This is a genomic window from Corynebacterium sp. ES2794-CONJ1 (assembly GCF_025660615.1).
Taxonomy (GTDB): domain Bacteria; phylum Actinomycetota; class Actinomycetes; order Mycobacteriales; family Mycobacteriaceae; genus Corynebacterium.
The window spans coordinates 17,692-43,132 of the sequence record NZ_JAOTIM010000003.1 but is presented as its reverse complement, the minus strand read 5'-3'; the positions used below and the strand labels follow the sequence as shown (position 1 = coordinate 43,132).

Below are 25,441 nucleotides of genomic sequence, written 5' to 3'. Positions count from 1 at the left end.
GCTGTGGTGGCAAGTTTGTGAAATCGGAAGAGATTAAGCTTACTCTCCTACCCTTACCCGGTAGCCACTGCTCACGCGTCACCGCGGGAATTTTGGGGATAAGAGAAGGACCCCGCTCAACCTATCTCCTAAGCACAACCTCAAAGAATGTGGGGCATGCGTCAGCTGCAGTCCATATACTTATTAAGGCACTAGAAGAATATGTCTAAGAGTAGGCGAGCAATCGATAGGCACTGTGTGAACCACCAGCAATAAGATGAGGGGTATCACGATTGATAAGAAGTATTTTTTCTTCGCAATTGGCTTGCCTATCGCCTCGCTAACAGCTAGTGTTATATCGCAGTACATAACAAACTGGTTACAATCGTGATTAAGATGTAACACCAGCGATAATGCGTGTTCATAGAGGACAATACGCAAATTTTATTGTCCGTCAGGTTTCCAACAAGCAAAGGGAAGTTAGCTTCATGCATCAGCCACGAACTCGGAGTGGGGGCAAGCACCGCAAGCAGATCAACCCAGTCCGCGGGAGAGTAGCTTTCGTTGCAGCTGCTACTGGCATCGCTTCCTCTGCGGGCGCCACTGGCGCCGCCTTAGCCGCAGCACCCCAGTCCGGCTCGCCCGCTATTAAGCTCGCCGCTAATGATGTCCCGGCCGCAGATCTTGCTGCTCCTCAAATTCTGGAGTTTGCGGAATTCAAGCCGGCTTTTAACCTCACCGACCAACTGATCAAAGCTATCGCTTTCTCCGCTCAGGTCGAAGAGGCTGATCATCTTGCTAGGACCCCTAAAAATATTGTTGTAAAGCCTGCTGAGGGTTTATTCACCTCAGGTTTTGGTGCGCGATGGGGAACCATGCACAACGGTATCGATATCGCGAATGCTATGGGGACTCCCATCGTTGCTGCCATGTCAGGTACTGTTATTGACGCTGGTCCCGCATCAGGTTTTGGCAACTGGGTTCGAGTACTGCATGACGATGGAACGATCACCGTTTATGGCCATATGGAGACCGTCGAGGTCGTTGTTGGTCAGCATGTAGATGCTGGCCAGCGTATTGCTGGCATGGGCTCTCGTGGTTGGTCAACTGGATCTCATCTTCATTTCGAGGTTCACCCTGCGGGTCAAGGTCCTATCGACCCGGTGCCGTGGCTAGCTGAACGTGGCGTTTTCGTCGCTTAAGTTGGCTCACTAGATCACCCCCCACCTCTGAAGAGGTTGGGGGATTTTTGTGTCTTAACCCACAGTCACTTGCCCTACTCTTAAGTTACTCGGTAACCTCAAAGTTAGTTACTCAGTAACCTCTATTCTTAGGAGAAGGCAGCACCATGGCTATCAAGCAAGCACTCCTTGCGCTACTGCTCAGACAACGCCTCACACCCAGTCAATTGCAAGCGCAATTCCTCGAACTGACCGACCACACTCAAACCCTCAATATGGGGCAAGTAACCCAGACCCTCAAGAGGCTCGAACGAGATCAGCTCATCACTGCAGCTGGCCCCATCACTGGCGCCAACGGACACCAATCGGAAAGTTACCTCATCACCGAACAAGGCGCTGAACTCGTCCGCGAGTGGTTTAGGCGCCCAGTATCTACCCCGTTAAGCGAAAGAGATGAATTAGAAACAAAGATCTACCTCGCTATTGCCGACCCATCCATCGACCTCATCGATCTACTCGATAATCAGCGCTCCGAAATTTTAGGCCAGCTTCGCATCTTAAATAAGCAGGCTCGAGAGCTACCCCACCAACGCCTCCCGCGACGTCTGCTGATCGAACACCGCATCTACACTCTCGAAGCTCAGGCTCGCTGGCTCGATCGCATCGAATCCCTCCACCCCTGCCCCACCCACCAAGGAGAACGGTAATGTACCCCATCGAACTCAACGGCATCTCTTGCGTATTCGGCTCCGGCGCCCGGCGCGTCGTGGCCCTCGATCATATCGATCTCACAGTGGGTCAAGGCGAGCTTGTCGCCGTCATGGGACCATCCGGATCAGGGAAATCCACCTTGCTCAATGTTGCGGGTTTATTACAACAACCTACATCAGGGCGGGTTCTTATTGATGGTGTTGATACCTCCAATATGAATGATGCTTATGCTGCCCGACTGCGTCGCCAACACATCGGAGTAGTTTTCCAGCGCTATAACCTCATACCAACGCTGACAGTAGCCGAGAATATTGCGCTCCCTCTAGAGCTTGAGGGTGCTTCCTTTGCCAGCCTCACCGACGATATCGCCGCGGCTTTGGAGGAAGTGGGACTTTCGGACACCTTCGACCGATACCCAGGGGAGATCTCCGGTGGGCAAGCGCAGCGCGTCGCCATTGCTCGAGCCCTCATTGGTCCTCGAAGTATCGTGCTTGCTGATGAGCCCACAGGGGCTTTGGACACCTCCAGCAGCGAAGAGGTAATGAAAGTCCTCCGAGATCGAGTTGATCGCGGTGCCGCAGGAATTCTGGTGACCCACGAACCTCGTTTAGCGGCCTGGACTGACCGCATTGTCCATGTCCGTGACGGCAAAATCTCAGTGAAGGAGTTCTAATGAGCGCGTATATAGCCAGTCTTAGGCCCACGCTTCGAGACTTAAGAGCGCACCTATGGAGAAGTATTGCTGGTATATTGCTCGTTACTATCCCCGTAGCGGTGGTGAGCTTTAATATCGCCATGGACCAGTCGCGTATGAGCCTCTCGGATCTTCGCGCCGACACAACTGTCGTAGAGTCTCTCGGAGGCCAGTGTAAACAAGATATCACCGGGTATAACTACGAATGCTCTAACGAGTCCGATGCCCGCACAGATCCCCGCTCAGAAGCTCGGATCTTTGGTGCACGCGCTCAGCTCGAGCCCGTTGCCACAGCAGAGGCTCTCGCTACTATCGACGGCAGAAATACTACACTCCAGATCACGCATATCCCTGATAATCAGGCCCTCGAACGGGCGCCTTCATTAAACCCAGGAGAGATTATCATTGGCGAAGGATCAGCGGGACGGTTAGGGCTGCGGCCAGGAGATACGCTGAGGGTGACGGAAAATCGGCTCATTGATAGCACCCGTGCAGCCACAACCACCCTCACAGTAAAATCCATATCGCCAGGCTGGGACAGCTTCGTGCTCATCGGCTCCCTGCTCTCTGTCGACGACGTGGCCCAATCAGCCAACACCCAGTGGGTCCTCAGGGATGCCGAAACCCCGAGCTGGTCCACCGTGAAGCAGGCCAATGCCCGCGGCATGGTGGTGCAATCGGAAGCTGTCATGGAATCGGCTTCGGATATCCCTGACGAAGAACTCTATCCAGGTTTTGACTTGAAGGACTTTAATTCTTCCTACGCAGCAGAGTCTGTGATGTGGTTGTTCATATCATTCACTTTTATCCTCATTCTCTTGCTGATCATGATGAGTGTGATCACTCCTGTTTTTGCTATTGCGGCCACGAAACAGGCCGAGGTCTACGCCCAGATGCGCACCCAGGGCGCTTCCCGACGCCATATTCGCCTCGCGGTTTTAAGCTACGGCCTCGTCACCGCTCTTATCGGCGCCACCCTGGGGCTGGTCATCGGATTGGGTACCTTCTTTTTTCGGTGGACGTACCTCTTTCCTGATTTCAGCTTAGATTTTGCCCCGCTGCTTCAGCTATTAGTGTTCGTTACCGCTGTAGCTGGGGGTATAGGAGCCGCATATGTGCCCGCCCTCCTGGCTAGTCGCGGGTCCCCTATCGCTGGGGTTACCCTGAATCGCTCCGACCAGATTCTGCGCTGGCACAAGTGGATGACCATCGGTCCTGTGCTGCTCCTGCTGAGCATTATTGGTGCTATCGCCCTGCATTCCTTACCGCACTCTTCCGAGGCCGTAGCCTATTCCAGTGGGGACACTGTCATGGCCCTTGCAGCCATCCAGTTCTTGCTCACAGTGGGAGGAATACTCGGTCTCATCGGCTGCGTTCCGGGGTTGATCTACCTTGCGGGGCTGATCAGAAAACCACTATCCGCACGTCTGGCAGCTCGGCTCGTGAGAAGGCAAGCCCTGCGCTCGAGCTCCATCGTGATGGCGCTTTTGGCCATTGCAACAATAACAACCTTCCTCACAGTCGCCGGCCTCGGCTACTCTAGTCCGTGGCGCGTCGTCGAGGCTAAAACATTCTCGGAAACACTTGTCACCATTGGGAGTGCTACCGAGAAAACATCTCCGGATATCGCCAGCGCCTTATCCGCCCGCGATGAAAATATCGAAAAAGTTGTCGCCGGCGCCACTATTACCCCACTGCCAACCCTGACGACCTCGGACTGGTCAGATTTCTCCCTGGAGATTGCAGATGGCTGCCGCGCTCACGATTGGTCTCATTTCTCCTATCAAGGTCAATCGCCTACTGATTCTCCTGAGGCGGCTCGGCACTGTCGACATAAGATATTAAATCCCACTGTGAATCTGCAATCAGGCATCTCAACAATAGTATTAGGAGAGGCCGATAACGGAATCCTGGACCTCTTTACCTTAAGTCCAGAGCAACGTGCCCGCGCCGCTGACGTTCTTGCAGCAGGTGGAGTCTTGGGAAGTAGCGCCATCGTCCACGAGGGCGCCACGGCAGACTTTATTCTGAGTGAACTTCCCCAAGACGAGGGAGTCCATACCATTGGACGAGCCCAACTCCCCTTCGCGGCTGTTCTGCCCGAATTCTATAATGGGTGGATCCTGAGCCCACAGGCTGCCCAAGCGCTCATCCAGCAGAATCAGACCATCAAGTTCGACACCTCAACCTACGCGGTCAACTTCCCCGAGATTCCCTCATCGAAGATACTCAACAAGATCTCCGAAATGGTCGACGATTATTACTACACCTCCTACTTCCCAGAATCGCAATTCCAGGCAGAGTACCTCTACCTAGCGGCATTATTCATTGTGATTGTAGCTCTGATGATCATTCTGGCAGCGCCAACAATGAGGCAGCAGAACGAACAACTATTCACTCTCGGCGCCGCGCCGAAGCTGCTCAGCGCAATCAGCGCCTTTTATGGAATTATCACCACATTATTGGCTACTATTCCAGCCCTGATCTTAGGACATGGGCTCGGTTATATTTTACTCGACAGTAGCGAATATGATATCAACGGCGAACTCATCTCTTTGGGTGGCCGGGGGCTATACCAAGGTTCGTGGCCGATCGTCATTCTCTTCCTTCTAGTGCTTCCCGCCGTGGCGGGGCTGCTGGGGGCCTTCCTCGGCCGTCCGCGCGATCTGGTGAAGTACCGACAGGATTAGAAATAGGGGCCATGAGATATGGCCCCCATATCCCTATAGCTTCTCCAACGGAACTCCGCCAATGAGCATCAGACGAACTTTTCCGGAAGAACCAAAATCGATCATCACGGTGGTATGTGCGGCACTTCCGCCTACCTCCATCACAGTTCCGAGCCCATATTTAGCGTGATTCACACGATCACCGACCTCGAGATGAAGGTCACGTGCTTGCGTCTTCGGCCCACCCAAGGGCCGCTGCCGCGTTGAGCGCTGCGGAGGAATATACGGGGCACTCGACCCACCTGACCATTCAGATCTCTCAGGTTCCACCCGCTGGAAGTGAATAAGATCTTCCGGAATTTCGCCAATGAATCGAGACGGCGGGTTACTCACCGCATTACCCCAGGAAGATCGAATCATAGCGCGCGAAATATAGAGCTGCTCCCGCGCTCGTGTAATACCGACATAAGCTAATCGACGCTCCTCTGAGAGTTCCCGTGGATCCCCGAGAGCGCGCATATGCGGAAATTGCCCATCTTCCCACCCGATGAGGAAAACCACCGGGAACTCTAGGCCTTTGGCGGTATGTAAGGTCATCAATGTGACCACACCTTGTTCGTGCTCCGGGATCTGATCGGCATCAGCCACCAAAGATACCTTCTCCAAGAAGGCCTTTACGCTTCCTATCTCTTCTTCTAGTTCCTCATCGGTTCCCATCCGTTCATAGGCCAAAAGATTGGCAGCCTCCGAGGAAAATTCGCGGGCCACGGATACCAGTTCATTGAGGTTATCCAAGCGCGCCCCATCCTGAGGATCACTCGAAGCTTCCAGTTCCGCCTGATACCCTGTGGTTTCGAGAATCTCGGCGATAATATCGCCAATATTGGGAAGCTGGGTGACATCGTCAACCGCTCCTTGTGCGAATGTGCGCAGATGCTCGATCAACTCCACGAAGCCTGCAAGAGCTTTGTGCACCCGCGAGGTCATCAGGGCGATTCTTCCCTCGACGGCGTCTTTGAGCGCGTGGGAGAAAGAGACTCCAGTGCTTTCTGCATGCATAGTAAGCATCGCAATAGCCCGATCCCCGATCCCGCGCCGTGGAGTGTTGATCACGCGGCGCAGGGATACTTCATCGTCCGGATTATCGATAACCTTGAGGTAGGCGATAATATCGCGGATTTCCTTACGTTCATAGAACCGCGTACCGCCAACCACCTTATAGGGAATGCCCGTTCGAATAAAGATATCTTCCAGGGCGCGCGAGGAGTTATTAGTACGATACATCACAGCCATATCGGAGTAATTGCGTCCGCGATCGGTGAGCTTATCAATTTCAGCAGCCACAAAGCGCGCTTCATCGTGCTCATTATCAGCTACATAGCCCGTGATCTGGTCACCGACTCCAAGATCGGTCCATAATTTCTTCTCGCGCCGATTGTCATTCTGGGCGATTAGTGCATTAGCGGCTGAAAGAATGGTCTGGGTGGAGCGGTAGTTCTGCTCTAGGAGGATCGTGCTTGCTTGGGGATAATCTCGCTCAAATTCCTCGATATTGCGAATTGTTGCCCCACGGAAAGCATAAATCGACTGGTCACTATCACCTACCACGCACAATTCTGAGGCATCGTCACCAGTGCCCACCAGCAACGCGATCATGCGGTACTGCGCGTGGTTAGTATCTTGGTACTCGTCGATCAGCACGTGCCGAAATCGGCGCCTGTAAAACGCAGCCACGTCGGGATACTCGGTGAAGATACGCACCACTTCACCGATGAGATCATCGAAGTCGAGTGCATTGGAACTGCGCAACCGCCTGTGATATTCCGCAAAAACCTCGGCTACAGTGGTATTAAAGGGATTTTTAATTGCCTCTGCGTCCGCGAGTGCCCGTTCAGGTGTGATTAGTTCATTTTTCCACTGCGATATATGGGCGGCGAGCATACGGGGGCTAAAACGCTTTAAATCCAGCTGCAGATCTTTGGCTATCATGCCGATCAGCCGTTTCGAATCGTCTGCATCATAGATGGTGAAATTTGCGTTTAGCCCCGCCACCAAATGTGACTGCTCGCGCAGAATGCGCACACACGTCGAGTGAAAGGTAGACACCCACATACGTTGAGCCACCGTGCCAACGAGCTCAGTGACACGCTCTCGCATTTCGGCTGCGGCTTTGTTGGTAAAGGTAATGGCAAGAATCTGGCCGGGATGGACATCGCGATACCGCATGAGATAGGCGATGCGCTTCGTCAGCACCGCGGTCTTGCCAGAACCAGCACCGGCCACGATCAGCAGTGGGGATCCCTGATGTTTCACCGCGGCCTCTTGTTGCGGATTTAAACCGGTAAGCAGATCTGGCTCATCTCGCACCGGGTGACTGGGGTTGGATATGTCACGATGGCGGCGGGAGGGGGAAAATGGCGAGTGATTGTCATTCATAGTGCCTCTAATGTACAACGCCAAAAGGACACAAGATGTTCTCCCTCTACCTTCTTGCCTTCTAGCGTGGCACAATAGGTAACCATGAACGATTCTGATCCCCACTTCGAGGTTCGGTTTCCCTCAGGCACCGACGATCCCCTCACGGATCGCGAGATCCAGCTGTACCGCGAAGAGATTAATCGTCTCGACCGTCTGATCCTTGATGCGGTGAAGCGTCGCACTGAGATTTCCAAGGCGATTGGACGCACGCGGATGTCCGCTGGCGGCACGCGTCTCGTTCACACCCGCGAACTGGCAATTATCAATCAGTTTCACGCCGAATTGGGCGATGAAGGCCCGAGCTTAGCGCAGATCTTATTGCGCATGGGTCGCGGGAAGCTCGGCACAAAATCCACCTAGCCTCAACTATGGTGTTGACCACCTTGAGCTCCCTCGAGGTCACTACTTAATATCATTATCGACTACCGTAGACTTTTAGGATCTTTCGCATTGTGCGAAACCAGTAATCGTCATGAATGGAGATATTCTCATGTCCCTTGATATCACTAGCTCCCCAGCGTGGAAAGAACTCAGCGTTGCCCATAAAGAACTCGAGCAGACCACTTTGCGCGAGCTTTTTAGCGCTGACAGTGAGCGCGCTTCCCGCCTCAGCTTCGAAGCCGCAGGATTACACGTCGATTTGTCGAAAAACCTGATCAATGACCAGGCCCTCGCAGCCCTGATCAAGGTCGCTGAAGCCGCCAATCTCTCCGGACGTATCGAGGAGATGTTCACCGGCGAACACATCAATAACACCGAAGACCGCGCCGTTCTCCACACCGCCCTGCGCCTACCTGTGGAAGAAAGCCTCAAGGTTGACGGCCAGAATATCGCCGCCGATGTGCACGAGGTCCTCAGCCGGATGCGCGACTTCGCAACCTCTCTGCGCTCGGGTAGCTGGTTAGGTTACACCGGACACACCATCAAAACCGTAGTCAATATCGGTATTGGCGGCTCCGATCTGGGTCCAGCCATGGCCACCAAAGCACTGCGCAGCTATGCCACTGCCGGTATCAATGCCACATTTGTTTCCAATGTTGATCCTGCCGATATGATTGCGGCGCTCGATGATCTCGATCCTGAGTCCACTCTCTTTATCGTGGCCTCGAAAACCTTCACCACCCAGGAAACCCTAGCGAATGCTCATGCTGCAAAGCGGTGGCTGGTAGAAAAGCTCGGCGCCGAAGAAGCAGTGGCCAAGCATTTCGTTGCGGTTTCCACGAATGCTGAGAAGGTTGCCGAATTCGGTATTGATACCAAGAATATGTTCGGCTTCTGGGAATGGGTCGGAGGCCGGTACTCTGTCGATTCTGCCATCGGTCTGGCCCTGATGGCTGTTATCGGCCCCCGCGATTTTATGCGCTTCCTCGAGGGCTTTAATGCCATGGATAAGCACTTCCGCACCGCCAGCTTGGAAGAAAATATTCCTGTTCTAATGGGCCTTTTGGGAGTTCTATATAATAATTTCTTCGGTGCGGAGACCCACGCGGTCCTACCTTATTCTGAAGACCTAGGGCGCTTCCCTGCTTATTTGCAACAGCTCACCATGGAATCCAACGGTAAGTCTGTGCGCCATGACGGCACCGCTGTGACTACCTCGACCGGTGAGATTTACTGGGGTGAACCCGGCACCAACGGCCAGCACGCTTTTTATCAGCTGATTCACCAGGGAACCAAACTGATCCCTGCTGATTTCATTGGATTCGCCCGCCCCAAGGAAGATCTTCCTACCGCTAGTGGATCTGGCTCCATGCATGACCTTCTGATGAGCAATTTCTTTGCTCAAACCAAGGTTCTAGCTTTTGGCAAGACCGCCGAAGAAATCGCCGCCGAAGGTGTTAAGAGCGAATTGGTCAATCACAAGGTGATGCCGGGCAATCGCCCCACCACCACTATTTTGGCTAAGGAATTGACCCCACAGGTACTCGGTGCCTTGATTGCCCTTTATGAACACATCACTTTTGTTCAAGGAGTCATCTGGGATATCAATTCCTTCGACCAGTGGGGTGTAGAACTAGGCAAGCAGCAGGCTAATGACCTGGCTCCAGCAGTCTCTGGCGAGAAAACTGTAGATTCTGGCGATAGCTCCACCGATCAGCTCATTACCTGGTATCGCAACCATCGCTAAAACCATGACATAGCATAACCGGCCCTCTTATTGGGCCGGTTTTGCTATGTATTAGGTTGGCACTGAGAGCACCACCAAATAATGCGTTCGAGCTCCCCTTCTTCCCCGTGCGCGTCCTTGCCACCCAATTTCCCTTTTTCGATCAGCGTGCCACACCGTCGACACGGCTTACGATTACGACCGAAGACATAGGAGGTTTGGCCGGGGATTTTAACCCCTGTACTCACGCGGGTGGTCGATAGCCTGTTGGACCACATCAACCGTCGAGTGATTGCTAACACTTGATCGATATCAACATCTCCAACACGGCGTAACGGGTGCAAACCAGCCAGGAAAAGAATCTCGGCTCGGTACTCATTACCTACTCCAGCTAGATTTTTCTGATCCATCAGAGCTGCCCCGATCGTTCGATCCGGCCTTAAAAGGAGGCGTCTTTTAGCCTCGGCGGCATCAAACTCAGGGGCTAGAACGTCAGGTCCCAAATAACCAATCGCTTCGTCATATTCACTCGCCTTGATTACTCTGACCAGTCCTAAAGAATGACCCACTATTTCGATGGGATCGTTGGGGGGATCTGCCAGTCTGAGTACCACGCGGGCGGTAAAAGCTGGCTTTCGCCATCGATCGCCTAAGCGGTGAACCGACCATGTTCCCTCCATTTTGAGGTGGGTCTGCAGAATATCTGGACCGAAAGCCATAAACAGGTGCTTGCCATAGGGCCACACCTTCTCGCATTGTCGACCACTGAAATCCGCAAGGGCGAATCGGGGAACCCGAATATCGCTAGAGATAACTTCCCGTCCGCTCATAAATTGCAGGCGTCGGGCTAATCGGAAGACGGAATCACCCTCGGGCATTAAAGAATACCGCGCGGTTGGGAGGACTGATCAGCGGCGACAATTCGTTTCCCGAACGGGAACAGACTCACCGGAATCATCTTGATATTAGCTATAGCTAGTGGGATCCCCACAATGGTGACTGCTTGCGCTGCAGCGGTCATAATATGGTTGAGGGCCAGCCACCAGCCTGCTACTAGGAACCAGAGGATATTGGCTACATCGCTCAAGCCGTTTGTTGCTTGGGGTTCCACGACTCGGCCGAAAGGCCAGAGCGCATAGCTGGCCATACGGAAGCTAGCCACCCCAATTGGGGCGGTAATTACGAAAAGGAAAGCGATAATTCCCGCTAAAAAATAGCCCAATGCTAACCACAGGCCTCCGCAGAGGACCCAAATGATATTGAGGATAGTACGCATAGGGCTCATCTTAGCGATCACTAGTCATCGAAGCTGAGATCAGCAGATGCATCGTCTAAACTCCGCCCTGGTCGCCCTCGTGTATTGCGGCGCGGGGTAGGCTGGTGCATCAAGACCAGTCCCCGTGGGTTGATGGATAAACCAGCCTCTTTCAGCGATTTAAGGAGAGGCGACTCCAAAGCTGAATCTCCGTTGACTTTCTCGATAACCAGCCGGGAACGCACCTTTTCTCCGAGGGCATTAATGACCAAATCATAAGCTGGCTCGGGGGTGTCCATCAGGATGAGGTTCTTTCCTCCTCGAGTCATATAAGCCGCGAGGAGGCCATCGATGAGCACAACAAGGGATCCAGCAGCCCGCGTTAAACCCCGTTCTGGCCAGGCGATAGCGGCCCCATAAGGATTGGCAGGATCGGCTGCGGCAAGAACCACAACCTCAGGGTTCTTCGCACCCGACGGCCATCCTGAAATATCGGCACTATCGTCATAACCACGCAAACGGTCGATAATCGCCGGTGTTGAAAATTGAGTAGCGCCCATACCTTCAATTAAGTGCCCGCGCATCGCTTTGCCAGATTCTTCGAACTGCTTGAGAACCTTGTACACCAAGGCGAAGCCACCAACGATATCTTCACCCATCGCACTACCACGAGTTACCACTCCATAGCGATCCAGTAGTGTTTCACCGAGCGTAAAGGCCCGCGACGTGGCATCCGTGGAGGCGGCTATCGTGCGCCCCCACCGTCCCACCATATCGGGAGGCGTGGTGTGAGTGGGGACTTGACTGCGCATTCCTCGAAAGCGCCCCCTGCTTCGGTTCGGGGTGCGCTTGGCCCTATGCGCGGTATTCTTTCCCCCTGCCAGGCGGGCGCGAATAGGGCGAAAACTATCGGGAGACACCAGCCCCAATTCAAAGAGACCCCATAGCGCCTCCCTCAGGTCCTTATCAAGGGCATCCGATCTGAGCTCCTGGTAGAGATGACTGCCAGAAGTGCCCAGTTGAGTTAATACACTTTCTTGTAAATCAGTCAACGAATAATCGCTGGGGTCGGTGATCAGAGAATCTGCGTAGGCAGCTGGAACCAAGGTCAGCCATGGATCTCCGGCCCCGGCCTTACCTTGGCCGATGATGAGTACCTCACCGTTATAGGTCAGTTCATCAAGGTCCGCCGGGTTGTAGTTTCGCACGCGGTTGGGGAAGATCCACTCCTCCCAGGCACTCGCCGGCAACCGGACGCCGGCGAGCTGCTCGATAACGCTGTACACCCCATCCACACCATAGAGTTCAGGCTCGCTGCCCACGGCAGCCACTTGATGCCACGACGAGAGAAACCGGGCAAAGGCAGAAGGTGACACGGGGGCGGTTTGGCTGCGCAATTTCGCCAGCGATTTACTCCGAATTATGCGGAGCACTTCACTGGCAATATACTCTTCCGCCTCAATTCCCTTACGGTAATGGCCAGCGATAATGGCCTTAGATTCCATGAGTTTTTCTAAGGAAGCAAAAGCGACGCTCGCAGCGAGTCCAAAAGCGTTTTGGAGATCTGAGAGCACAAATGGTCCGCGGGTGCGAGCCCACCTGGCTACTAATTGGTCAAGAGCATCAGTCACTGGCTCAATCTGTGCTCCCACCCCTCTCGGTACGGGGACGCCAAGACCATCGCGTAAAACAGCCGCGTCGGCTACCTGTGCCAGATGGTCGAGGCCGTTAATGCGTACCTGCATGATCCTGTTGGGGAATTGTTTGAGGAGTTCAGCCGTGCTGGTATCAAAGCTAATATGCTCATTCAGATCAGCAATAGGCCCTAAAATGCGCAAGGCATCTATAAATTCCTCGGGGTTGCGGGCCTGGCGATCCGTGCTAATACGACGCAGCTGGGCGTCTACTTCGGCGATAATCTCAGGTTCAAGGAGCTCCCGCAATTCCACTGTGCCCATGAGTTTGGCCAAGAGGGCTGGGTCGAGGGCCAAGGCGGCTGCTCGTTTTTCAGCTAAGGGGCTATCGCCCTCGTAGACAAAGGCACCGGTATAACTAAAAAGAATCGAGGCCGCGAATGGCGAGGGCTGCTCAGTTGTGATCTCAACAATGCGCGTTTTCTTGAGCTTGAGGTCTTCGAGAACGCCTACCAGACTCGGTAGATCATAAACATCCTGCAAGCATTCGCGTACTGCCTCCAAGATAATGGGGAAAGTCGGATATTTCCGAGCCACATCGAGTAACTGGGCGGCCCGCTGCCGCTGCTGCCATAGTGGTGCGCGCTTGCCCGGATGACGTCTCGGCAATAACAGCGCACGGGCGGCACATTCACGAAAACGCGAGGCAAAGAGCGCCGAATTGCCAACCTGCTCGGTCACAATATGCTCGATTGCATCGGGGTCAATGAGGAATAGTTCAGCCCCAGGTTCCACATCAGCATCAGGCAACCGCAGCACAATCCCATCGTCCGAGCTCACTGCTTGCGCATCTATTCCTGTGCGCTGCGCAATCTCCGAGCCCACAGCTAACGCCCACGCGGCATTAACCCCGCGACCGAACGGCGTATGTAAAACGACCCGCCAGTCTCCGAGGTCGTCGCGGAAACGTTCCAGAACAAAGGTGCGCTCATCGGGGATGACCCCTGTCGCTTCGTGCTGTTCCTGGAGAAAACGAACGATATTCTCGCGGGCATTATGGTCGAGGGTGGCAATCTCCTCGAGAGCATGTGGTGTAGAAAAGATCTCGCGTCGGAAAGCGCCGACCGCTTTTCCTAATTCCGCTGGGCGACCGAGCTGATCGCCCACCCAAAACGGCAGGCGCCCCGAATGCCCTGGTGCGGGACTAACCAATACCTGGTCGCGAGTGATCTCTTCAATTCTCCAGCTCGACGCTCCAAGAGTGAATACATCACCAACCCGAGATTCATATACCATCTCCTCATCGAGTTCACCCACACGGCGTGCGCCGACCTCGCCGCCTACGAGATAGACCCCGAATAAGCCCCGATCGGGAATCGTGCCGCCACTGGTCACCGCAACACGCTGGGCCCCAGGTCTGGCAGATAACGTGCCAGTGATGCGATCGTAGACTATGCGGGGTTTCAGTTCCGCAAAATCAGTGGAAGGGTACACTCCACTGGCTAAGTCGAGCACGGCATCGTAGACCTCACGCGGCAGCGTGCGGTAGGGAAAAGCGCGTATAACAGTCGCATACCATTCCTCGACATCGATATCCTCGACCGCCACCTGGGCGACAGTCTGTTGAACCAACACATCGAGGGGGTTGCGCGGGATATGCAGTGCCTCAATACGGCCGCCCCGCATCCTTTTAACAGTCACTGCTGTTTGCACGAGATCCGAGCGATGTTTGGGGTAGAAAGAGCCGTGTGAAACAGCTCCCACCACGTGCCCGGCGCGCCCTACTCGTTGCAGCCCTGATGCCACCGATGGCGGAGCTTCGACCTGAATGACTAAGTCCACTGCTCCCATATCAATGCCTAGTTCGAGTGAGCTGGTGGACACCACGGCGCGGAGTGCTCCTTCTTTGAGCATGGTTTCGGTGGTGGCGCGCTCGTCTTTGCTCACCGAGCCGTGGTGCGCTCGGGCGATCACCAACCCCGCATCTTTGATCGCATCCTTACTCGGCATCACCTGGGCCGGAATCGTACTTTGTGCTGGGGTCTCAAGCACCTCGGGCGAATGCTCTGTGACATAGAGTTCGTTGAGCCTCGCGGCGAGCTTTTCGGCGCTGCGTCTGGAATTGACAAAGATGATCGTGGATCGGTGGTCCATGACCTCGTCGTAGAGCATGGCTTCTATATGTGGCCAGATGGAGCCAGTGCGCTGATCCCCGCCGATCATCATAGTTTCGTCGGTATTGCTACTGAGCCCTAAAGAATCGTCGATCAGTTCATCATTAGCTGTGAGAGATTGATCGAGTGTGGGCAAATCCGACATATCCTCCACGGGCACGCGGACCACGAGATCAAAGCTCTTAGTTGCTGGGGGGTTAATAATCTGCACAGGACGATCGCCGCCTAGAAATTGGGCTACTGTCTCAATCGGCCGCACGGTTGCTGAAAGCCCGATGCGCTGGAGTCCGCTCCGGTTCGTGCCCTCGGCTGCAATCAGGCGCTCGAGGCGTTCTAAGCTGAGGGCCAAATGCACCCCGCGTTTGGAACCCGCTATGGCGTGAATCTCGTCAATAATCACGGTGCGCACTGTTGTGAGGATGCCTCGCGCCTTGGACGTCAGCATCAAGTAGGCAGACTCTGGGGTGGTAATAAGAATATCTGGTGGGTTACGTAATTGAGCTGCGCGTTCGGCGGCTGGGGTGTCGCCCGAGCGAACACCAACGGTAATAGTAGGGTGCGCGAGTCCGAGATTGGCTGCGGTGCGCGCGATTCCGATAAGAGGGGCGCGCAGGTTGCGCTCGACATCGACTCCGAGCGCTTTCAGTGGAGAGATATAGAGGACCTTAACGCCTACACCTGCGTCTTTATCTGATTCCGACGCTGGGTCGAAAGTGTTATTTGCCACAGCTAGTGTGGTTTGACCTGAGGTCGTAGAAAGCTCGTTAAGTGACCATAAGAAGGCTGCTAGCGTTTTACCTGAGCCGGTTGGAGCAACCACGAGGGCATTTTCACCAGCAGAAATGGCCTTCCATGAGGCATTCTGCACAGAGGTAGGTGAGGCGAATACATCGGTGAACCAGGTGCGCACAGCTGGTTGAAAACGCTCGAAAACTTTCTCAGAATCCACTGAGAGATCATTGTCAATAATGTTCAATTTTTCGCTGACCCTCTAGACTAGTTAACTATGACTGCTCAATTTGATGATGCTACGTTGACCTACCGAATCGCCAAAGGCACCGGCGATATCCTTAAAGGCGTGCGCACAGATGATGTTCTGCGGGATCGTGCCCTAGGCGATGCTGGCGACGATCTTGCCCAAAACTGGATCGCCCGCGTTCTCGCCCAGCACCGCCCACACGACGGATTCCTTTCTGAAGAAGCAGCCGATAACCCAGAGCGCTTAGGTAAAGAGCGCGTTTGGATCATCGATCCGCTCGATGGCACTAAAGAATATGCCACCGGACGTCAGGATTGGGCTGTGCATATCGCACTGGTTGAGAACGGGATTCCCACTCATGCCGCAGTTGGTCTCCCCGACCTTGGCGTGGTCTTCCATTCCGACGAAGCCCGTGCCGTTACCGGCCCGATGTCCAAGCGTATCGCAATTTCACACAACCGCCCACCCGCAGTAGCCCAGCATGTAACAAAGAGCCTCGGTTTCTCCTCGGTCTCCTTAGGTTCGGCTGGTGCCAAGGCTATGCACGTTCTGCTGGGTGATTATGATGCCTATATCCACGCCGGCGGCCAGTACGAGTGGGATTCCGCAGCCCCAGTTGGTGTGTGTAAAGCCGCAGGTCTGCATTGCTCGCGCCTCGATGGCAGTGAATTAACCTATAACAACAAAGATACCTATATGCCAGATATTCTCATCTGCCGCCCAGAGTTAGCGGAAGAGATCATTAAGCTGGCTACTGAGTTTCGAGATGAGCACGGATCTTATTAAGATGCACCTCTAGACTTTAGCCCGCTGCACCCCGAGACCTTTGATTCACTCGGTGTGTGGCGGGTTTAAAAACGTACGATGGTGCACTGAGCATAAATACAACTCGGAGATAAAGGAGCGTTCACCGTGTCTACTATTGCCACCCCCTATGAGGATCTCCTGCGGAAAATTCTCTCAGATGGATCTCATAAAGACGATCGCACAGGTACGGGAACGACGAGCTTATTTGGACAACAAATGCGCTTTGACTTAGCGCAATCGTTTCCGCTTATTACTACCAAGAAAGTGCACGTGCATTCAGTTGTTGGCGAATTACTGTGGTTCTTGCAGGGTTCATCAAATGTGCGATGGTTACAGGACAATAATATTCGCATCTGGAACGAATGGGCCGATGAGAATGGGGACCTAGGCCCCATCTATGGGGTGCAGTGGCGCAGTTGGCCGACCCCCAATGGGGCTCATATCGATCAGATCTCTCAAGCTCTCACCACATTGAAAAATAACCCCGATTCCCGCCGCAATATTGTCTCGGCGTGGAATGTTTCCGAGCTCGACAATATGGCTCTGCCCCCCTGTCATCTCTTATTCCAGCTGTACGTGGCAGATAACAAGCTTTCCTGCCAGCTTTACCAGCGTAGTGCCGATATGTTTCTCGGGGTTCCCTTTAATATCGCTTCCTATTCTCTACTTACTCACATATTTGCCCAGCAAGCTGGTCTTGACGTCGGGGAATTTATCTGGACCGGTGGCGACTGCCATATTTACGATAATCACCGTGAGCAGGTAGCCCTGCAATTATCCAGAGATCCCCGCCCTTATCCCCAGCTCAAATTACGCACGGCACCAGATATATTCTCCTACACCTTCGACGATATTGCTTTCGAAGGCTACGATCCGCACCCTGTAATTAAGGCTCAGGTGGCGGTGTAGAGATGCTAGGAGCTATTTGGGCGCAAAATCTCAACCGTATAATCGGCGATGGCCTTACCATGCCGTGGCATGTGCCAGAGGATATGCGGTTCTTTAAAGAACAGACACTTAACCACACTGTCATTATGGGGCGCAAGACGTGGGAATCGTTGAGCGTGCGTCCCCTACCTCATCGGGAAAATATTATTATTTCCTCTCGCGAACCCGGCGCGTGGTCGCAGGGTGCCAGGGTGATACACGATCTAGCTCAGCTACCCGATCGTGGCTGGATCATCGGGGGTGGGGAGATTTACCGGCAAACACTCCCCCAGGTGGGTCGCATTGTTCGGACACTTATCGACGCCGATATCGAAGTTGGTGAAAAAGCCGTTCTAGCCCCTGAGATCCCCCAAGATTTTAGACTCACCGATCACACCGATTGGACCATCTCCCGTTCAGGCCAGCGTTATTGTTTTCAAACCTGGGATAGAATAGCAACAGAAATCTTCAGCGACTAAGGATTTGATTCATGAGTTCAACCCCCATCACCATCTATGCCACCTCGTGGTGCCCGTTCTGTCAGCGCTTGCTGGCCGATTTGGACCACAAGAATATCCCCTACACCACGGTTGATGTCGATGCTGATGCCACAGCCGCAGCGTGGGTGGAATCCGTCAATAGCGGCAATCGGGTAGTGCCCACCGTGCTGTATTCTGACGGATCCCACGCCACCAATCCTCCGGCCGGTCAAGTGGCGCGCCGCTATAAGGAGCTCAGCGCCTTATAGCTCTCGCAAGAGATAGATATCCAAAATCCAGCCGTGGCGCTGACGGAGATCTTGCTTGAGATCGCGCACCTCGTGACCGATCTCTGAAACATACCCGTGGCGCAGTACCTCCTTATCGGTGCCCAGATAGGCGCCCCACCACATATAGGTCTGAGGGCTAAAATTCTCCAGCCAAGCTGCGTGGCCGTCCAGCATAACCACACAATTGCGGCGCTCTATCTCTCGGGTATCTTTGAGGTTGCGGCCGGTAGTGATATGAATAGCTTCACCAATACGATTGAGAAGCAGTCCATGGCGTGCGGTCAGCACTTGGATAGCAGTAATGCCAGGAATAACATCAACTGCCATCTCTAGCCCCTCGAGCTCCCGCATTTTCTCGATAATGCGCAAGGTGGAATCATAAAGAGAGGGATCCCCCCAGACAAGAAAGGCGATCGTATCGTCCTCGTCTGAATTGTCTCGAATACTTGAGGCCAACAGGTGCGCTCGAGCGCTGTGCCAGGAGCGTACCTCGGCATCATAATTCTTAGGGTTGCGATCTCGGGGAGGATCTTCCACGGAATAGATCGGTGTTTGTGGAGCATGGCGCTCGATGATACGACGCCGAAGCTCTAAGAGATCGGCCTTAGTATCGCCTTTATCGAGAGCAAAAACAGCTCGGGCGCGTTTAAGAGCTGCGCTAGCCTGTAGGGTGAGAAAATCTGGGTCGCCGGCACCGATGCCGATCACGAGAACTGTCCGCATTTATCTAATTCTCATCTTGTGGATCCACTGGATCCACTGGATCCACAAAGCTCTCACGTTCACTAGAGGTGAAGTGCCCTGATAGGACGGTAAAATCAGCCGATATCTGTTGACGTAAATAGTGCTCACATGCCATTGACATCTGTTTAGCGTCATACCGGTTGAGGGTGAGCAAACGAGAGAGCGGATGTCCCTCGTCGTCGATCAGATCAAGGGCGAGATACTGGTGGCCATCCTCCTCGATCATTGATGCCGATACGCTAATTCCTGTAACATCGCGAAAAATCGCCTCGCTGGACATATCTAAACCTTCCTCACACTTCGTCTGCACTAGTTAGTAGTGGTGATTCTATACGGTTCTATGGCTAAGCAAAAGCATAGGCCAGATAGCCACCGGCTGGAATGGCGAGATATTTTTGCTGCTAGGGGTACTAATTATGGCCACTTCCTAGCATTCGGGTACGCTACCTAGATGGTGGGCTTTGACCCTACCGCTGCCCTAGTAGCTCAGTGGATAGAGCACGGCTCTCCTAAAGCCGGTGTCGGAGGTTCGATTCCTCTCTGGGGCACTTTTTTATTCCTAAGAGCGATCCCTAGTGAGTGAACTCCAAACGATAGCCGGATTTTTAGTATCTATCTCATGGACCCCGCTTCCGTCATCTCCTTTATGCGTGAACAACAATCGCAACCTGTCTTATCCTGAGTCATTCCTTAACTATGAGGCTTTGACGCTTGGAGAATTCGATTCGTGTTAACCGCGTGGGCCCCTTGGTGTGGACTCGATGTGCAGAATGCACCCCTATCGTCGGCCCTCATATCTGCCGTGCTCATTCGGCTAGGATCACGGAGTCCTAAGGGCGTAGCCATAATCTTTGCCGTCATGTGACTTTGCTTAATTTCCTCCCCCCTTTATCGCAGCTTCCGAGAACGCAGGGGTACAGGTGGCAATGCGAAATTAACAATGGAAGAGATGACATCCAATACCGCTAGAAGCACGAAGCTCACATTGCCCTTGACTGGGTGCGCTGTCTGTAGCACCATCCAGCCTTAGGAATATTCACCCGTGCCTGAGAAATTGGCTTGATTCTTATTATGAGATTTCTCCGGTGATCACATTAAAATCAATGCAATGCAGAATTTTCTGGGTGATTCAGAACCCGTCCTCCTGGCCGCCGGCTCCGTGGAAACCAGCACGCTTGTCTCCTTCGCGTGGATCATGGCTGCGGCCTCCTTAGCCCCAATATTGTCTTGGCTAACTGGAAAGCGTATTCCAGCTGTGGTTTTGCTTATTGGTTTGGGAGCTCTCATTGGCCCTCATGCCCTTCACCTCGCTGATATTGAAGGTGGAGTTTCTTTACTTAAAGATCTGGGCCTAGGAATGCTCTTCCTACTGGCTGGATACGAGATCAAGGTGTCAACTGTGCGCAGCCGTGAAGGATTCACGGCCTCTGTTACATGGCTCGCATGTATCGCTCTATCTTATATAGGCGCTAATTATATTTTAGATTATGGCACATCGGCTACCGCAACGGTGCTCGCAATCGCAGTGACATCGACGGCCGTAGGCACGCTCTTGCCCATCATGAAACAACAGGACATGCTGGATACTAATGTAGGCAAGTCGCTGCTAGTGCATGGCGCTATCGGCGAGATCTTCCCTATTTTCGCTATGGCTCTGCTGCTTTCTACCCGCACCACCTGGCTAACCGCCACGGTACTGCTTTCATTCTTCGCGATTGCGGTGCTCATCGCCGCAATTCCAGCGACAGTAAGGAATCTAGTTCCATGGGTGGGCAGAGCTATGACTAGCTCAGCGAGCGCAACGAATCAGATGGTATTGCGCGTGGTAATTTGGATGCTCGCCATATTGATGGCGGTCGCAGCCGCTTTCCAACTCGACGTAGTTTTGGGCGCGTTTGCAGCTGGTTTCATCCTGCGTCAGTTGGTGCCGAAAAAATATCGCAACGCTCTTGAACAGCGTCTCGATGTCGTTGGGTACGGTCTATTAATTCCCGTTTTCTTCGTGTGCTCGGGTATGGCAATCGACACTGCCGCCGTCGTCGACAACCCCATGCGTCTAGCGATTCTCATTCCGGTCATCTATATCGCGCGCGGGCTACCAATTTTACTTCGCGAGATTTTCTCCAATACTGGCTCCGGGCTCGAGACAACTCGAGAGAAAATCCAGCTCAGCTTATATGGCGCGACCGCGCTACCCATTATTGTGGCCGTCACCGATGTGGCGACAACCTCTGAGATCATAAGCTCTGCCAACGCTTCAATTCTGGTGGCGGCAGGTAGCATCACAGTGCTACTTTTCCCTCTACTGGCTCACCTGTTGGATAAATCCAACTCGCAACAGGAACAAACAGGGTAGTTTTTTAAGCGTTGAAAGTGTTAAAGTCTTGAACCAGTGTGATCTATTAGCATCACTGATAAGGAGCAATATGTCTTTCTTTAACACCCGCCTCGTCAAGGCTCTCGCTCTCAGCGCCGCCATCAGCATAGGCTTTTCACCCCAAGCATTTGCTTTGGGACCCATCCAAGCAACCGTTCTCGACTATTCTGCTGGCGTTCCCTCGGCAGCTGCTGTAAAAGCCAGCGGTGCTGCGGGCGCTGTCCGCTATGTCTCCCGCCCACGCCCCGATGCACTCTGGATGCTAGGCAAACCCGTTGGCCTAAGAGAGACTCGTGATTTTGCAGCGAACGGTCTCAGCACCGCTTCCGTCTATCAATTTGGCAAAGGCCCCACAGCGGATTGGCGCCAGGGAGCATACGGCGCGGCAATCCACGCGCCGCAGGCTATCGCTTTGCACAAGGCTGCAGGGGGACCGACTGGTCGCCCCATCTACGTAGCCATCGACGATAACCCCACATGGGCAGAGTACGATCAGCTCATTCGCCCCTACCTTCGAGCTTTCCAAGAAGCTCTCTTATTAGGGGGCTACAGCATGGGCGTTTATGGCAATTACAACACTATTGAGTGGGCCAGTCGCGATGGACTCGGATCCTTCTACTGGCAGCACGACTGGGGCTCCCAGGGACGTATCCATCCCCTCACAACCATCCACCAAAAGGCCGGTCAACAACGTACTGTGGACGGAATTCTCGTTGATGTCAACAATGTTTATGCTCGCGACTGGGGTCAGTGGCGACCGGGCGACCGCGGAATCCTTCTCCCCCAACCACCGGCGCCACCTCGCGCTGATCTGGGACACGCTCTTGCTGGTTTAAGCTCGCACATTCCAGGTGCAGATCGCTTCCCATTGCCACATGGGGATCAGATCAATCAGGCTCTTCAAATTGTGCGGCTGTCGAGCTAGTCGATGTCGCTAACGGAGCATCGATAAGCTGCATGCGGACGAGCTTGGTCAGCTTGTCCGCATCACCGTAACTGCTGGCCACGACCACAAAGTCAGTTCCAAAAGATGCGGAGGCGTGGATGTCTTTTTCATTAGACCACGCAAACTTAGTTCCTTCCACTCCCGGAAAAATAGCGGTACCAAAGTTTTGACTCGTTCCGTCCTTAGCGGTCGCTGCCGTGTCTCGCATCGCTCGCAGCACCGGCGCCTGCGGATTATTAATGAGCACCTGGGCAAGGAAGTAGGCAACGTCGAAAGTACTCGTCAGCGAATATCCCCACTGAGTATTCGCTTGGGTTGATTCGAGACCGTATTTTTTAATCACCCAATCGATGGATTGCGGATATTTTTCATACAGATCCGTGGCTAGATCGTCATCGGAAGTTCTAACCATTGACCTAGCCCGGGGGAAATCGCTTGTATCGCCACGCTCGAAAATATATTGAGCGATATAGAGCTTGATCAGACTGAGAGCGGGACGGGGTGCGCGCTCATTCACAGTCCCGATATGACCGCCTTCGGCGATATTGACATAGGTAATTTGAGCGCTGAAATTATCTTTTACTGGATCTCCCAGCTGAGGGACCTGAAACCCTTTGAGATCAAGCCATCGCCCTTCGTGTTGACGTCGGGTTAAGGAGGGTTGATCTGCAGGTTCGCGGGTGCAAGCCCCGAGGCATAGTCCGACTATGAGTAGCGGGCCTATGACCCGGTGTGGCCATATACCGAAGCCCTTCCTGCTAGCAGAGGTTAAGAGCATTTCTTCATTCTATTGACGGTATATGAGCACATACAAACGGCCGTGATTAAAGCCTTAACAGGGTTATTTTTGGAGCCTTAAGGCTCTACCGCGATACTAGTGATCGACCGCCGCTTCGACTCCGACGCCAGTTAGAGAGCGGACTTCCATCTCCGCCTGAAGGTGATCGAGGTTATCTGGTTTGCCCATAAAAGTTCCAATAATGCCGGCTAAGAAGGCCAAAGGAATCGATACTATACCTGGACTGTTGAGCGGGAAGTATGCAAAGTTGACGTTCTCCCCCAGCATGGAATTCGCCGATCCCGAGACTGCTGGTGAGAAGACTATAAGCAAGACGGCCAGAGCTAAACCTGTGTACATAGAGGCTACAGCACCTGTGGTATTGAATTTCTTCCAGTACAGCGAGAGCAATATGGTGGGTAGGTTTGCCGAGGCGGCAACTGCGAATGCAAGAGAGACTAGGAAAGCTACATTTTGCCCCATGGCAAGGATACCCAGAGCTATCGAAACCGCGCCAATGATGACAACTGTTATGCGCGATACCCGTACTTGCTCTTCTTCCGTGGCTTCTCCATTGCGAAGTACCCCATTGTAGATATCGTGGGCGATTGATGCCGAGGCGGTAATTGCGAGTCCCGCGACAACAGCTAGGACGGTTGCAAAGGCTACTGCCGAAATAATCGCCATGAAGAACGGGCCAGCGAGTGCCAAAGCAAGTAACGGAGCGGCTGAATTGGCTCCCCCAGGTGCGGCAAGGATCCGGTCCGGTCCCACCAGAGCGGCAGCACCGTATCCAAGAACCAACGTCATCAGGTAGAAGGCGCCGATGAGGATGATAGCCCACGTAACTGAGCGCCGTGCCTCCGTTGCGGTAGGAACGGTGTAAAAGCGCATGAGCACGTGCGGGAGACCGGCTGTACCCAGGACTAGAGATAGTCCGAGGGAAACAAAATCAAGACGTGAGGTCGCAGTCTGGCCGAATTTTAACCCTGGTTCCAGAATCTGTGACGCTTCGTAACCTTTTTGGGCGAGGGTGTCTGACACACGATGGGTTTCTACCGCCATGTCCATAACGGCGGAGAGACCACCCTTGATGGAGATAAAAACCAAAATCGACATGCTGCCCACGCCAATAATTAGAAGAACAGCTTTGATCATTTGCACGTAGGTGGTGCCCTTCATGCCTCCAATGAGCACGTACAAAATCATGACTACTCCCACCGCTGCGACTACTATCGCCTGTTTTCCAAAGTCGTGGACATCAAGCAAGACTGATACCAAGGATCCCGCTCCGGCCATTTGAGCGATCAGATAAAACAGGGAAACGAATAGGGTGCCAAATGCCGCTGCCACCCGTACTGGCTTCTGGCGGAGACGGAAGGAGAGCACATCGGCCATCGTGAAACGACCCACATTCCTTAAGGGTTCAGCCACCAGTAGAAGGGCGACCAACCATGCAACAAAGAAGCCGACAGAATAGAGGAATCCATCATATCCATTGAGCGCTATCGCACCGACGATACCTAAGAAGGAGGCAGCAGAAAGATAGTCACCCGCAATTGCGAGTCCATTTTGTCGTCCAGAGAAGGATCCACCACCGGTATAGAAGTCGGAGGCCTCCTTTGTAGACCGCCCAGCTTTTAACACCACCCCCATGGTTATAACAATGAAGATGATAAAGACGGAGATGTTGAGCACGGGGTTTCCGGTTGAAACGGTTTCAGCTACATATAATATCTTCATTTTTAACCCTCCATACGTGAACGGATTGCTGCAGCCTGGGGTTCAATATTCCTATTGGCATAACGGATATACACCCACGTGATTACGAAGGTGGTAATAAACTGAGCAAATCCGAAAATCACTCCGATATTCACATTCCCGTACACGGGGGTGGCCATAAAGCTCGGCGCATACGTAGCGGTTAGGACATAGGCGATGTACCACACAAAGAACGCAAGCGACATAGGGAAAGTAAAGGATCGATAGGTCGACTTGAGTTCCAGGAATTGGCGGTCTTTTTGCATCTCTACAAATTCTTGGGCGGTGGGCTCGCGCCGCCTAGGCATGGGCTGAGCATTCATGGTGCACTCTCTTTCGCATCACAGCTTCGCGTGCAAATACCGAGGTGGGTCTTTTGACTGCGGAGCTATATTATTTTCGGTCGATTGGGGCCTAAGGCTGAGCTTTTACTACGCGGAGCCGGAATATTTGAGAATTTCGCGTGTGCTA

The 25,441-nt window shown here is 53.5% G+C and carries 21 protein-coding genes and 1 tRNA gene; 13 read left to right on the top strand and 9 right to left on the bottom strand.

What is annotated here, in order from left to right; genetic code table 11:
- Window positions 1–467 precede the first annotated feature (467 nt).
- The 4 genes from N7326_RS04365 (at window position 468) to N7326_RS04350 (ending at window position 5,255) form a co-directional block, all read left to right on the top strand.
- Window positions 468–1,181, top strand: coding sequence for a M23 family metallopeptidase (locus N7326_RS04365; protein WP_259078364.1), 714 nt, complete (start codon window positions 468–470; stop codon window positions 1,179–1,181).
- A 146-nt stretch (window positions 1,182–1,327) separates the two neighbouring features.
- Complete coding sequence (locus N7326_RS04360; protein ID WP_259078365.1) at window positions 1,328–1,867, top strand: PadR family transcriptional regulator; 540 nt, start codon at window positions 1,328–1,330, stop codon at window positions 1,865–1,867.
- Window positions 1,867–2,544, top strand: coding sequence for an ABC transporter ATP-binding protein (locus N7326_RS04355; RefSeq protein WP_259078366.1), 678 nt, complete (start codon window positions 1,867–1,869; stop codon window positions 2,542–2,544). Before N7326_RS04360 ends, N7326_RS04355 begins: the two co-directional genes overlap by 1 nt.
- Window positions 2,544–5,255 carry an ABC transporter permease gene (locus tag N7326_RS04350; RefSeq protein WP_259289423.1) on the top strand — a complete coding sequence of 904 codons (2,712 nt, stop codon included), beginning with the start codon at window positions 2,544–2,546 and terminating at the stop codon, window positions 5,253–5,255. Before N7326_RS04355 ends, N7326_RS04350 begins: the two co-directional genes overlap by 1 nt.
- Before the next feature lie 33 nt (window positions 5,256–5,288).
- On the opposite strand, the gene pcrA is transcribed toward N7326_RS04350, so the two are convergent.
- Entirely contained in the window at window positions 5,289–7,670 is a 2,382-nt protein-coding gene (pcrA, locus tag N7326_RS04345; protein ID WP_263088229.1) for a DNA helicase PcrA, read from the bottom strand.
- 84 nt (window positions 7,671–7,754) lie between these two features.
- On the opposite strand from pcrA, the gene N7326_RS04340 reads away from it, so the two are divergent.
- Both N7326_RS04340 and pgi read left to right on the top strand, forming a co-directional pair.
- Window positions 7,755–8,072 carry a chorismate mutase gene (locus N7326_RS04340; RefSeq protein ID WP_259078370.1) on the top strand — a complete coding sequence of 106 codons (318 nt, stop codon included), beginning with the start codon at window positions 7,755–7,757 and terminating at the stop codon, window positions 8,070–8,072.
- Window positions 8,073–8,202: 130 nt separating this feature from the next.
- Window positions 8,203–9,840, top strand: a complete 1,638-nt coding sequence (pgi, locus tag N7326_RS04335; RefSeq protein WP_259078372.1) for a glucose-6-phosphate isomerase — start codon at window positions 8,203–8,205, stop codon at window positions 9,838–9,840.
- A gap of 44 nt (window positions 9,841–9,884) precedes the next feature.
- Here pgi and N7326_RS04330 read toward each other — a convergent pair whose 3' ends face one another.
- The 3 genes from N7326_RS04330 to N7326_RS04320 are packed head-to-tail and all read right to left on the bottom strand — an operon-like array spanning window position 9,885 to window position 15,858.
- Complete coding sequence (locus tag N7326_RS04330; RefSeq protein WP_259078374.1) at window positions 9,885–10,697, bottom strand: DNA-formamidopyrimidine glycosylase family protein; 813 nt, start codon at window positions 10,695–10,697, stop codon at window positions 9,885–9,887.
- On the bottom strand, window positions 10,697–11,095 hold the full coding sequence (locus N7326_RS04325) for a YccF domain-containing protein (protein WP_259078376.1): 399 nt from the start codon (window positions 11,093–11,095) through the stop codon (window positions 10,697–10,699). The genes N7326_RS04330 and N7326_RS04325 overlap by 1 nt, the downstream gene beginning before the upstream one ends.
- Window positions 11,096–11,115: 20 nt before the next feature.
- The gene (locus tag N7326_RS04320; protein ID WP_411512290.1) at window positions 11,116–15,858 is read right to left on the bottom strand and encodes an ATP-dependent helicase; all 4,743 of its coding nucleotides are present in this window, start codon (window positions 15,856–15,858) and stop codon (window positions 11,116–11,118) included.
- A gap of 30 nt (window positions 15,859–15,888) precedes the next feature.
- Here N7326_RS04320 and N7326_RS04315 point away from each other — a divergent pair, with 30 nt between their 5' ends.
- From N7326_RS04315 to N7326_RS04300, 4 genes are all read left to right on the top strand, one after another.
- A complete protein-coding gene (locus N7326_RS04315; protein WP_259078379.1) occupies window positions 15,889–16,647 on the top strand; it encodes a 3'(2'),5'-bisphosphate nucleotidase CysQ in 759 nt (252 codons plus the stop codon).
- Window positions 16,648–16,773: 126 nt separating this feature from the next.
- Window positions 16,774–17,577 (top strand): thymidylate synthase, encoded by an 804-nt coding sequence (locus N7326_RS04310; RefSeq protein ID WP_259078381.1) that lies wholly within the window; start codon window positions 16,774–16,776, stop codon window positions 17,575–17,577.
- 2 nt (window positions 17,578–17,579) lie between these two features.
- Entirely contained in the window at window positions 17,580–18,074 is a 495-nt protein-coding gene (locus N7326_RS04305; RefSeq protein ID WP_259158206.1) for a dihydrofolate reductase, read from the top strand.
- Between the two features lie 11 nt (window positions 18,075–18,085).
- On the top strand, window positions 18,086–18,343 hold the full coding sequence (locus N7326_RS04300) for a mycoredoxin (RefSeq protein ID WP_259078383.1): 258 nt from the start codon (window positions 18,086–18,088) through the stop codon (window positions 18,341–18,343).
- Here the strand turns inward: N7326_RS04300 and cobF are convergent.
- A complete protein-coding gene (cobF, locus tag N7326_RS04295) occupies window positions 18,338–19,087 on the bottom strand; it encodes a precorrin-6A synthase (deacetylating) (protein ID WP_263088222.1) in 750 nt (249 codons plus the stop codon). The two genes, N7326_RS04300 and cobF, sit on opposite strands and share 6 nt — an antisense overlap.
- Window positions 19,088–19,091: 4 nt before the next feature.
- The gene (locus N7326_RS04290) at window positions 19,092–19,388 is read right to left on the bottom strand and encodes a hypothetical protein (protein WP_259078386.1); all 297 of its coding nucleotides are present in this window, start codon (window positions 19,386–19,388) and stop codon (window positions 19,092–19,094) included.
- Window positions 19,389–19,583: 195 nt separating this feature from the next.
- On the opposite strand from N7326_RS04290, the gene N7326_RS04285 reads away from it, so the two are divergent.
- From N7326_RS04285 to N7326_RS04275, 3 genes are all read left to right on the top strand, one after another.
- Window positions 19,584–19,656: transfer RNA gene (locus N7326_RS04285), tRNA-Arg, on the top strand.
- A 560-nt stretch (window positions 19,657–20,216) separates the two neighbouring features.
- Entirely contained in the window at window positions 20,217–21,464 is a 1,248-nt protein-coding gene (locus N7326_RS04280; protein WP_411512289.1) for a cation:proton antiporter, read from the top strand.
- Window positions 21,465–21,534: 70 nt separating this feature from the next.
- On the top strand, window positions 21,535–22,410 hold the full coding sequence (locus N7326_RS04275) for a DUF1906 domain-containing protein (protein WP_259158201.1): 876 nt from the start codon (window positions 21,535–21,537) through the stop codon (window positions 22,408–22,410).
- On the opposite strand, the gene N7326_RS04270 is transcribed toward N7326_RS04275, so the two are convergent.
- From N7326_RS04270 to N7326_RS04260, 3 genes are all read right to left on the bottom strand, one after another.
- Window positions 22,373–23,209 (bottom strand): hypothetical protein, encoded by an 837-nt coding sequence (locus tag N7326_RS04270; protein ID WP_259078390.1) that lies wholly within the window; start codon window positions 23,207–23,209, stop codon window positions 22,373–22,375. The two genes, N7326_RS04275 and N7326_RS04270, sit on opposite strands and share 38 nt — an antisense overlap.
- A 96-nt stretch (window positions 23,210–23,305) precedes the next feature.
- Entirely contained in the window at window positions 23,306–24,952 is a 1,647-nt protein-coding gene (locus N7326_RS04265; RefSeq protein ID WP_259078392.1) for a solute symporter family protein, read from the bottom strand.
- A 2-nt stretch (window positions 24,953–24,954) separates the two neighbouring features.
- Window positions 24,955–25,293, bottom strand: a complete 339-nt coding sequence (locus N7326_RS04260; RefSeq protein WP_259158198.1) for a DUF485 domain-containing protein — start codon at window positions 25,291–25,293, stop codon at window positions 24,955–24,957.
- Window positions 25,294–25,441 lie beyond the last annotated feature (148 nt).